This window comes from Allobosea sp. CER48, assembly GCF_044752385.1.
GTDB lineage: Bacteria > Pseudomonadota > Alphaproteobacteria > Rhizobiales > Beijerinckiaceae > Allobosea.
Window position 1 is genome coordinate 1 of the sequence record NZ_JBIWYK010000082.1, and the last position, 9404, is coordinate 9404.

The window sequence follows — 9404 nt, forward strand, 5'->3', positions numbered from 1 at the left end:
TCCAGAGGCAGGCGCCGCCCTTCGGCGGCTTCGTCCCTGCTTCATCCGGCGCCTTCGGCCGGCTCTTCACCTCGCCCGGTCCGATCTTCGAGCCGGAGGGCACCGAGGCCGACGCATGGAACGCCGCGCGCGGCCTCCATGCCGCGGGCTTCCGCCGCGGCGATATCGTGCTCAACACCCTCAGCTATCACCTGACGCCCGGCGGCTTCATCATGGATTCCGCCGCCCGCGCGCTCGGCTGCGCCGTGGTCCCGGCCGGCCCCGGCAACACCGAGCAGCAGATGGAGGTCATCTCGGCCTATCGGCCGAGCGCCTATGTCGGCACGCCCGATTTTCTGAAGATCCTGATCGAGGCCGCAGACGCACGCGGCGTCGACATCTCCTCAATCAGGCGCGCCGTCGTCTCCGGCGCCGCCTTCCCGCCTTCGCTGCAGGTCTGGGTCAAGGAGCGCGGCATCGACGCCTATCAGCTCTATGCGACCGCCGATGTCGGCGTGATCGCCTATGAAACCCCTGCCCGCGAGGGCATGGTGCTGAACGAGAACCTGATCGTCGAGATCGTTCGTCCGGGTACGGGCGACCCCGTCCCGGAGGGCGAGGTCGGCGAAGTCGTGATCACCAATCTCGACCCGCATCATCCGCAGATCCGGCTCGCCGTGGGCGATCTCACCGCCGTGCTGCCGGGCCGCAGTTCCTGCGGACGCACAAGCACCCGGATCAAGGGCTGGATGGGCCGCGCCGACCAGACCGCCAAGATCAAGGGCATGTTCGTGCGCCCCGAGCAGGTCGCCGAGATTGCCAGGCGCCATGCGGAGATCGCCAAGCTTCGCCTCGTCGTCGGCCGCGCCAACGAGACCGACATCATGACGCTCAAGGCCGAGATCTATGCCGAGCCGGCCGGCTTCGTCGACGCGGTCTCCTCCACGCTGCAGCAGGTGACGAAGCTCAAGGGTGCCGTCGAGATCCTGCCGCTCGGAGCCCTGCCCAATGACGGCAAGGTCATCGCCGACGAGCGCCCGGTGGGCTGAGCGGCAAGGCCGAGGCCTGCGCTGACCGTCATGGTCGGGCCCGACCCGGCCATGCCTGTCCTTACCGGCCGGAGATCGTGGTTGAGCGCGGATGCGGGCCACCGGGCGAGGGCCCGTCACCAGTCGAGCGGCATCTCGCCCTGCGCCTCCAGCCATGTATTGGCCCGGCTGAACGGCCTGGAGCCGAAGAAGCCGCGTCGCGCCGACAGCGGCGAAGGGTGAGCACTGGCGATGACGAGGTGCCTATCCTCGTCGATCAGGGGCCGCTTCGCTTGAGCGGGTGCGCCCCAGAGCAGGAAGACCGCACGCGGCCGCTCGCGAGAGACGGTGGCGATGACCGCATCGGTGACCTTTGCCCAGCCGAGCGCGAGATGCGAACCGGCCTTGCTCGCGCCCTCCCGCACCGTCAGCGCGGTATTGAGCAGCAGCACGCCCTGTTGCGCCCAGCGTGTCAGGTCTCCATCGGGAAGTGCATCCTGGCCCAGATCCTCCGCCCGCTCCTTGTAGATGTTGGTCAGCGACCGCGGCAACGGCGGCGGCCCGACATAGGAGAAGGCGAGCCCGTTTGCGTGCCCCGGCGTCGGATAGGGATCCTGACCCAGAATGACCACGCGCACCCTGTCCAGCGGCGTCAGCGCCAGCGCCGCAAAGACGCGTTCCGGCGCCGGCGCCACGACGTGCCCAGCCGCGCGTTCGGCATCGACCGCCGCGCAGGCGCGCGCCGCCTCCGCGCCCGCAGCGAAGACCGGCAGGTCCCGCCACCCCCTGGAGTTCCCGCTCGCCAGGAAGGCCGCGAGCGCGTCGCGGCAGCTCACTTGAGGACGGCCCTGCCCTCGACCTTTGCATCGACCGTGCCGAGCCGGCGCACATAGACCATCACTTCGTTGGCCATCAGCTTGCCGTCGGTGAGGCCGAGCAGCGTCTTGCCGCGGCCAAGCGCCGTGTAGCCGTCGCCGCCCTCCAGCATGAAGTTGTTGGAAGCGACGGTGTATTTGCCGGCCGGGTCGATCGGCTTGCCGTCGACCGTGACGGCGATGACGCGCGAGCCTTGCGGCTGCTTGAGATCCGCCTCGAACTTGAGGCCGGACACGACCGGGAAGCGGCCTGCGCCCTGCGGAGCATCGCGCAGACCGTTCTCGATCGCATCCTTCACGTCCTTGCCGGTGATCTCGACCATCACCGTGGCATTGCCGAACGGCAGCTCGCTCAGCACGTCACGGCGGGTCAGCTTCTGCCCGGCAGCATATTGCTTGTTGGCACGGATGCCGCCGGCATTGGTGATGGCGAGCTGAGCCCCGGTCGCGGAGCGGATCGCATCGGCGATCAGGTTGCCGATAGCGGTCTCCTGCGTGCGGATCACGCCCGTGCGGGAATCGAGCGGCGCGGCGAGCGTCGCGATATCGACATCGAGCTCCTTCGACAGTTCCGCCTCGTAGCCCTTCACGATCGCGGCGACGTCCGGGTCCGGCGTAGCCGAGCGGGAATCGTTGACGCGGAAGGTCGGCGTCCACGAAACCTGCCGCGCCGCCCCCTCGCCTCTGACGCTGACGGCGATATCGATGGCGGTGACGTAGTTGCCCTCCTCGTTCGACTCGACCATCACGACCTTGCCGTCATAGGCGATGGCGAGATCGTGGTCGTGGCCGGTCAGCAGGATGTCGACCACGCGCGAGCGGACGATCTCGTAGTCCATGGCCCGGTCCGCATGAACGACGGCGACGAGCATGTCGGCGCCTTGCCCTTTCAGGGCCTTCGCCTCGCGGCGCAGCGCCTCCATCGTCGAGGAGAACTTCAGGTCGCCCGGATTGGAGAGCTGAGGCGTCGGATCATAGGTCGTGCCGATCACGCCCACCTTGATGCCGCCCAGCTCGAAGATCTGCGAATCCTTGTGCTGCGGCAGCGCGTTTCCGGCCGCATCGCGCAGATTGGCGGCAAAGGTCGGGTAGTTCTGCGCTGCCGTCAGCTTGAGGTAGTTCTCCTTGCCGAAGTCGAACTCGTGATTGCCGGGCACGAAGACGTCGATGCCCATCTTGTTCTGCATCGCGACGATGTGCGCGCCCTGATCGAAGCCCGACATCAGCGAGGGCGAATAGCAATCTCCGGCATGGCAGAACAGCACCGGGACGCCCTTGGCCCGCTCGGCCTTGGCGATGCCGGCGGCGCGGGCAAAACCGCCGCGCCCCTTGTCGTCGCTCATCTTGTAGATGTCGTTGAGCAGGAGCAGCGTGAAGCTCGGCGCCGGCTGCTGCGCCATCGCCACCGGCGCGGTCGCGGCAAGCGTTGCGGGCGCCGCCAGGACGCCGAGAGCCTTGCGGCGGGTGAGCTTCGTCATGGAGGCGCCCTTCAGGTCTTGAGAACGGCTCCAGACTAGCAAGAGTTGCGCCGCAGTGACCAGAGGGCGAACCGGCGCGAAACGCGGTTGTCGGCAGTGTCGCACCCTGAATTTCACCGGCTTCAAGGCTGGACGAAAGCGCGAACTCGTCTAAATCACGGGGCAAGGAGAGCATGCGCTCATGACTGCTGACATTACCGCGGCGCCCGGCCGCGAGGCCGCTTCCCGGCCGCCCGACCATCCCAAGGTGCAATACGGCCGCATCGGCGTGCTGCTGATGAATCTCGGGACGCCGGAAGGCACCGGCTACTGGCCGATGCGGGCCTATCTCAAGGAATTCCTGTCGGACCGGAGGGTCATCGAGGAACCCCGCTGGAAATGGTGGCCAATCCTCAACCTGATCATCCTGTCGACCCGGCCGGGCCGGAAGGGCAAGGACTACGCCTCGGTCTGGAACAACGAGCGCAACGAAGGCCCGCTCAAGACCATCACCCGCTCGCAGACCGAACAACTCGCCGAACGCCTGAAGCCGCTCGCCGGAGACCGCGTCGTCTTCGACTGGGCGATGCGCTACGGCTTTCCCGATGTGAAGAGCCGGCTGAAGGCCCTGCTCGACCAGGGCTGCGACCGCATCCTGCTGGTGCCGCTCTATCCGCAATATGCCGCGCCGACCTCGGCCACCGCTTGCGACCAGGCCTTCCGCGCGCTCATGCAGATGCGCTGGCAGCCCTCGGTGCGCGTCTCGCCGCCCTATCACGACGACCCCGTCTATATCGGCGCGCTCGCCCGCTCGATGCGCGCCTCGCTCGCCAGGCTCGATTTCGAGCCCGAGGTCATCCTCTGCTCCTTCCACGGCATGCCGAAGGAGTATCTGCTGAAGGGCGATCCGTATTACTGCCAGTGCGTCAAGACCTGGCGTCTGCTGCGCGCCGAGCTCAGCCTCTCCGAGGACCAGTTCCCGCTGACCTTCCAGTCCCGCTTCGGGCCGGACGAATGGCTGCAGCCCTATACCGACGAGACGGTGAAGGCACTTGCCAAGGCCGGGAAGAAATCGATGGCCATCGTCGCGCCCGGCTTCTCGGCCGACTGCCTGGAGACGCTGGAAGAACTGGACGGCGAGAACCGCGAGATCTTCCTGCACAATGGCGGCGAGAAATTCGCCTACCTGCCCTGCCTCAACGATTCCCGCGAAGGCATCGACGTCATCGCGGAAGTCGTCCAGCGCGAACTGATGGGCTGGCTCTGAGCTAGCCTTCTCTCGCGACGAAGCGCGCCACGCTTTCGGCCACCGGGCGCGCCTTCAGGATGCGGCGATGGCCGAGCCCGTCGGTTGCCTCCAATGCGACGAACGCTCCGGCTTCCGCCAGCGCCTGTGCATGATGGAAGCCGAGCTCGCGATCCTGCCGGTCATGGATCACCAGCGTCGGCAGCCCGATGCCCTCGAGCTGCAGCGGCCCTTCGAAGACCTCGACGGGATTTCCGGCGACGACATGGATGCGCCGTTCCAGCGCCGCCTGCCCGCGCCGGCCAAGCCCGATCGTGGCGCCGAACTGCCGGGTGATCTCCGTGATCGAGGATGGTGCGGCAATGAGCACGATCCGCGCGGCATGGACCGGCGGCTGCCCCCTGACCGAGCCCGCGAGCGCCGCAAGCGCGATCGCGCCACCGAACGAATGGGTGACGATCGCATGCAGGGGCCCGAACACCCGTGCGACAGCTGCAAGGCTCGCGACGCCGAGCGGAATGTTGAGCTCGCGCCCCGTCGACGCGCCGTGGCCGGGCAGATCGAAGGCGACGACGCGGAAGCCCCTCCCGAGCAAGGGCTCGACGAAGCCGGCCATGGAAGCCGCCTCTCCCGTCCAGCCATGGACCAGCAGCACGGTGCGCGTCGCCACCGCCGCCTCGGGCTCGAAGACATAGGCCTGTACGCTCCCGCAAGGGAACGGAATCGCGCGCGGGCTGCCCTGCCGCAGCGGCGCCGCGGCGCCCTGGTCTGCCGTCTTTCCGTTTCCGGTTCGCTTCGGCGGTCTTGGCGGGGTACAGAACAGACGGAATGCCAGCCGGCCGGTTGCTGAGGGAGCCACGAAGCTGGCGGCCCGGACCAGCGGGCGCACGTAACGGAGGGCGGAAGCGGTCATGGCACGGACCCTGTCTTGTTCAGCGCTGAACGAATATGTTCAGCCATGAACAAAAAGCAAGCGCTTTTCGATGCACCCCTCCCGGGGCAGCCGAAACCGCAGGTTCTGCCATGGGACCTGCCCCGCTTCCGCAACTGGGTCTCCGTCGCCCGCGCGCACAGCCTGTGGGAGAAGGTCTTCACCGAAGCGCTGGCGCCGCTCGACATCCAGCTCGCGCATTACGACGTGCTCGCCAACGTCTTCCACGCGCCCGGCCTCTCGCAGCAGGCGCTGGCCGAGAAGCTGCTGGTGGGCCGCAGCGCGATGAGCATGCTGCTGCCGGTGCTGGAACGGCGTGGTCTCATCGAGCGGCGCAACGACGAAGCCGACAAGCGCCTGCGCCGTCTCTGGTTGACGCCTGCCGGTGAGGCGCTGACCCGCAAGGCAATGGCGGTCCATGTCGCGGAGATCGAGGCGATGATGACCGTGCTCAGCGACGAGGAATGCAATGCCGCCGGCGAGGCGATGCGCCGCGTCGCCAAGGCGCTCGAGGCCCGCAGCGCCGGAAGCCGCTGAAGCGATTGCCTGCGGTCAGACCCGCAGGATCACCCGCGCCACGGCATCGAGCGCAGCCCCGGCATCCCCACATGCGAGTGCCCCGTCGACGGTCGGTGCGCCTTCCAGCAGAAAGACCGGCCGCTTGAACTGCAGCGCGAAGGCAATCTCCGACAACGTCCCGTAGCCGCCGCCGATCGCGACGAGGCAGCAGGCCGCGCGGGCGATCAGCGCATTCCGGGCTACGCCGATGCCGGTCGCAAGCGGTACGGTGACGTGAGGGTTGGCCGCCTCCGGTTCGTCATCCGGCAGAAGGCCGATCGAAAGCCCCCCAGCCTGCGCGACGCCGCGGCAGACTTCCTCCATCACGCCGGAGCGGCCGCCGCACAACACGGTGACCCCGTGCCCGGCGAGCAATCGCCCCATCGTCTCGGCGGCAACCGCCTGGGAAGCGGTCGGTGTGCGCGTGCCGATCACCGCAACCGGCGTGCGCAGCGAGGCCCCGCTCTCGAGCTGGAGCCAGCGGAGCGCGCTGGCGGCCGAAACCGGCTCTCCGTGCTCCGTCGGCTCCGCCTCGCTCCAGTACCGCGCCACCGGGTCGAAGACCCGGCCGCGCCCGTCATGCAATCGCCCGCTTTCGCGATCGAAGCGCAGCTGGAGGTCCGGAAGCACGGCTCAGGCCGGCTTCTTTTCTTCGCCGAAGGCCGCGATGCCGCCATGCTTGGCCGACCAGCTCGCCGGGTCGTTCAGGAAACTCTCGACTTCGGCGAGGATCTTCGGCTCGAAATGGCCGCTTTCCTTGGCGACGGCGAGCACGTCCCACCAGGTCGTGAGGTAGTGCAGGTTGACGCCGATCTCCTGCATCAACTCGCGGCTCTTGGGGAAGATGTCGTAGTAGAACAGCACGAAGCAGTGCTGCACGTCGGCGCCGGCATTGCGCAGCGCCTCGGCGAAATTCACCTTGCTGCGCCCGTCCGTCGCGAGATCCTCGACCAGCAACGTGCGCGCGCCCTCGACGACCGAGCCCTCGATCTGGGCATTGCGGCCGAAGCCCTTCGGCTTCTTGCGGACATACTGCATCGGCAGCGCCAGCCGATCGGAAATCCAGGCTGCGAACGGGATGCCGGCCGTCTCTCCGCCGGCGATGATGTCGAGCGACTCGTAGCCGATGTCCCGCACGATCGTCGTCGCCGCGAAATCGATCAGCGACGAGCGCAGGCGCGGATAGGAGATGATCTTGCGGCAGTCGATATAGACCGGGCTGGCCCAGCCGGAGGTGAAGAAGAAGGGCTTGTCGCTGTAGAAGTGGACCGCCTTGATCTCGAGCAGCATCTTGGCCGCTTCGCGCGCGATCACGGCCCTGTCGGTGGGGGTGAACAGGTGGGACATGGCGCGGTTTCCTTGGGCTGAGCGAGGCCGCTCGCCGCGGACGGCAAGGGCGCAGGGACTGGTCGAATTGGCAAACGGCCCCTTCTGATCGCCCTTTCCCGGCAGGTCAATCCCCGTCCTGCGATTTTCCGCACCCCCTTCCGCTTGATCCGAAGCGCCCATACGTCCAACGCGGCGGGAGCAGCGCCACCCGGTCCCGTCCGTGCCCTGAAAGCCGCGCCGAAGCGCGTTTCGTCGGCATCCACAGGCCGAAGCCGCACCGATCATTGCGCCGGCCCCGGCTGCATGACATGGCGAGCCCAATGTGGATCCGGGCCATGTCCTGCATGGCCGCCCCGCTGCATATACCCGGGGCACGACGAAGGGGCTTCCAATCATGAGCGATCAACGCACGGCGCCGGCCATGGCGCCCTCCGCCCCCGTCGAGGTGGACAGCAAGGCGCGGAAGGCGTTGTGGGGTGCTGCCATCGGCTATGCGATGGACGGCTTCGACCTGCTGATCCTCGGCTTCATGCTGCGGGCGATCTCGGCCGACCTGCAACTGAGCCAGGCCCAGGCGGCCTCGCTGGTCACCGCCACGCTCGTCGGCGCCGTGCTCGGCGGCATCGGCTTCGGCATGCTCTCCGACCGCATCGGCCGCGTCCGCGTCCTGACCTGGACCATCGTCCTCTTCGCCGTCTTCACCGGCATGTGCGCGCTGGCGCAGGGCTATTGGGACCTGCTGATCTACCGCACCATCGCCGGCCTGGGCCTCGGCGGCGAGTTCGGCATCGGCATGGCGCTGGTCGCCGAGGCCTGGCCGGCCTCGAAGCGGGCCCGCGCCTCCTCCTATGTCGGCCTCGGCTGGCAGGTCGGCGTGCTCGCCGCCGCCATCGCCACCCCGCTGCTGCTGCCGACGATCGGCTGGCGCGGCATGTTCGCCATCGGCATCCTGCCGGCGATCGCCGCCTATTTCATCCGCCACTCCCTGCACGAGCCCGAGGTCTTCGTCGCCCGCTCCAAGGACCGGCCGAAGGAATCGGCGCTGCGCCTGCTGGTCAAGGACTGGGAGACCTCCAAGCTCAGCCTCGGCATGGTCGTGCTCTGCTCGGTCCAGAACTTCGGCTATTACGGCGTGATGATCTGGCTGCCGAACTACCTCGCCACCCGGTTCGGCTTCGCGCTGACCCAGTCGGCGGTGTGGACGGCGGTGACCATCGCCGGCATGGCGCTCGGCATCTTCGCCTTCGGCCATATCGCCGACCGCATCGGCCGCCGCCCCGCCTTCTTCGGCTACATGCTCGGCGCCGCCGTGATGGTCGTGGTCTATTCGCGCCTGACCGACCCGATGCAGCTGCTCGTCGCCGGCGCCGTCATGGGCTTCTTCGTCAACGGCATGCTCGGCGGCTATGGCGCGCTGATCAGCGAACTGTTCCCAACCGCGGCGCGCGCCACCGCCCAGAACGTGCTGTTCAACATCGGCCGCGGCGTCGGCGGCTTCGGACCCGTCGTCGTCGGCGCCATCGCGGCCGCCTACGGCTTCCAGACCGCCATCGCACTGCTCGCCGCTCTCTACATCCTCGACATCCTCGCCATGTGGCTCCTCATCCCAGAGAAGCGCGGCGCAGAGCTGCAATAGGCTCGTCCGCGCGAGCCAGTCGGAAGCAGGCCTGCATCGGGCGTCGCGCATCGCGGCGCCCGTTTGCGTTCGAAACCCGAAGACCCACGGAAGAAGGCGGGCGTTGATCCCAGGCCCAAAAAACAAAAAGCGCCGGAAGATCCGACGCTTGCATGCTTCTCAAGTCCTGAGATTGTCTGGAGCGGGCGAAGGGATTCGAACCCTCGACCCCAACCTTGGCAAGGTTGTGCTCTACCCCTGAGCTACACCCGCATCCGAGACAGTCGCGCCGTGTTGGCGGCGCGGTCGGGTTATTGCCCCAAAGCGCGGCGGAGTGCAAGCGCCTCCCGAAAAGTTTTTTGCCGGCCGTTGATAACTCTCCCTCC

9 protein-coding genes and 1 tRNA gene are annotated in these 9404 nt (G+C 67.7%); 4 read left to right on the plus strand and 6 right to left on the minus strand.

Features of this window, described 5'->3' with window-relative positions; genetic code table 11:
* The coding region (locus ACIPIA_RS05260; RefSeq protein ID WP_400507355.1) for a phenylacetate--CoA ligase family protein at positions 1–1028 on the plus strand (1028 nt) is incomplete at its 5' end.
* 116 nt (positions 1029–1144) lie between these two features.
* Here the strand turns inward: ACIPIA_RS05260 and ung are convergent.
* Together ung and ACIPIA_RS05270 are read right to left on the minus strand one after the other, a co-directional pair.
* The gene (ung, locus tag ACIPIA_RS05265) at positions 1145–1843 is read right to left on the minus strand and encodes a uracil-DNA glycosylase (RefSeq protein WP_400507357.1); all 699 of its coding nucleotides are present in this window, start codon (positions 1841–1843) and stop codon (positions 1145–1147) included.
* The gene (locus tag ACIPIA_RS05270; RefSeq protein WP_400507359.1) at positions 1840–3360 is read right to left on the minus strand and encodes a bifunctional metallophosphatase/5'-nucleotidase; all 1521 of its coding nucleotides are present in this window, start codon (positions 3358–3360) and stop codon (positions 1840–1842) included. The genes ung and ACIPIA_RS05270 overlap by 4 nt, the downstream gene beginning before the upstream one ends.
* 181 nt (positions 3361–3541) lie before the next feature.
* Here ACIPIA_RS05270 and hemH point away from each other — a divergent pair, with 181 nt between their 5' ends.
* Entirely contained in the window at positions 3542–4606 is a 1065-nt protein-coding gene (gene hemH / locus ACIPIA_RS05275; RefSeq protein ID WP_400507361.1) for a ferrochelatase, read from the plus strand.
* 1 nt (position 4607) lies between these two features.
* Here hemH and ACIPIA_RS05280 read toward each other — a convergent pair whose 3' ends face one another.
* Positions 4608–5255 (minus strand): alpha/beta fold hydrolase, encoded by a 648-nt coding sequence (locus tag ACIPIA_RS05280; RefSeq protein WP_400507363.1) that lies wholly within the window; start codon positions 5253–5255, stop codon positions 4608–4610.
* A 288-nt stretch (positions 5256–5543) separates the two neighbouring features.
* Between ACIPIA_RS05280 and ACIPIA_RS05285 the strand changes: the two genes are divergently transcribed.
* Entirely contained in the window at positions 5544–6053 is a 510-nt protein-coding gene (locus ACIPIA_RS05285; RefSeq protein WP_400507365.1) for a MarR family winged helix-turn-helix transcriptional regulator, read from the plus strand.
* 15 nt (positions 6054–6068) lie between these two features.
* On the opposite strand, the gene ACIPIA_RS05290 is transcribed toward ACIPIA_RS05285, so the two are convergent.
* Together ACIPIA_RS05290 and ACIPIA_RS05295 are read right to left on the minus strand one after the other, a co-directional pair.
* Complete coding sequence (locus ACIPIA_RS05290) at positions 6069–6704, minus strand: TIGR00725 family protein (RefSeq protein WP_400507367.1); 636 nt, start codon at positions 6702–6704, stop codon at positions 6069–6071.
* Between the two features lie 3 nt (positions 6705–6707).
* Positions 6708–7421 carry an orotate phosphoribosyltransferase gene (locus tag ACIPIA_RS05295; RefSeq protein WP_400507369.1) on the minus strand — a complete coding sequence of 238 codons (714 nt, stop codon included), beginning with the start codon at positions 7419–7421 and terminating at the stop codon, positions 6708–6710.
* A gap of 376 nt (positions 7422–7797) precedes the next feature.
* Here ACIPIA_RS05295 and ACIPIA_RS05300 point away from each other — a divergent pair, with 376 nt between their 5' ends.
* Positions 7798–9039 carry an MFS transporter gene (locus ACIPIA_RS05300; protein WP_400507371.1) on the plus strand — a complete coding sequence of 414 codons (1242 nt, stop codon included), beginning with the start codon at positions 7798–7800 and terminating at the stop codon, positions 9037–9039.
* 177 nt (positions 9040–9216) lie between these two features.
* Here the strand turns inward: ACIPIA_RS05300 and ACIPIA_RS05305 are convergent.
* Positions 9217–9291, minus strand: a tRNA-Gly gene (locus ACIPIA_RS05305).
* Between the last annotated feature and the right edge of the window lie 113 nt (positions 9292–9404).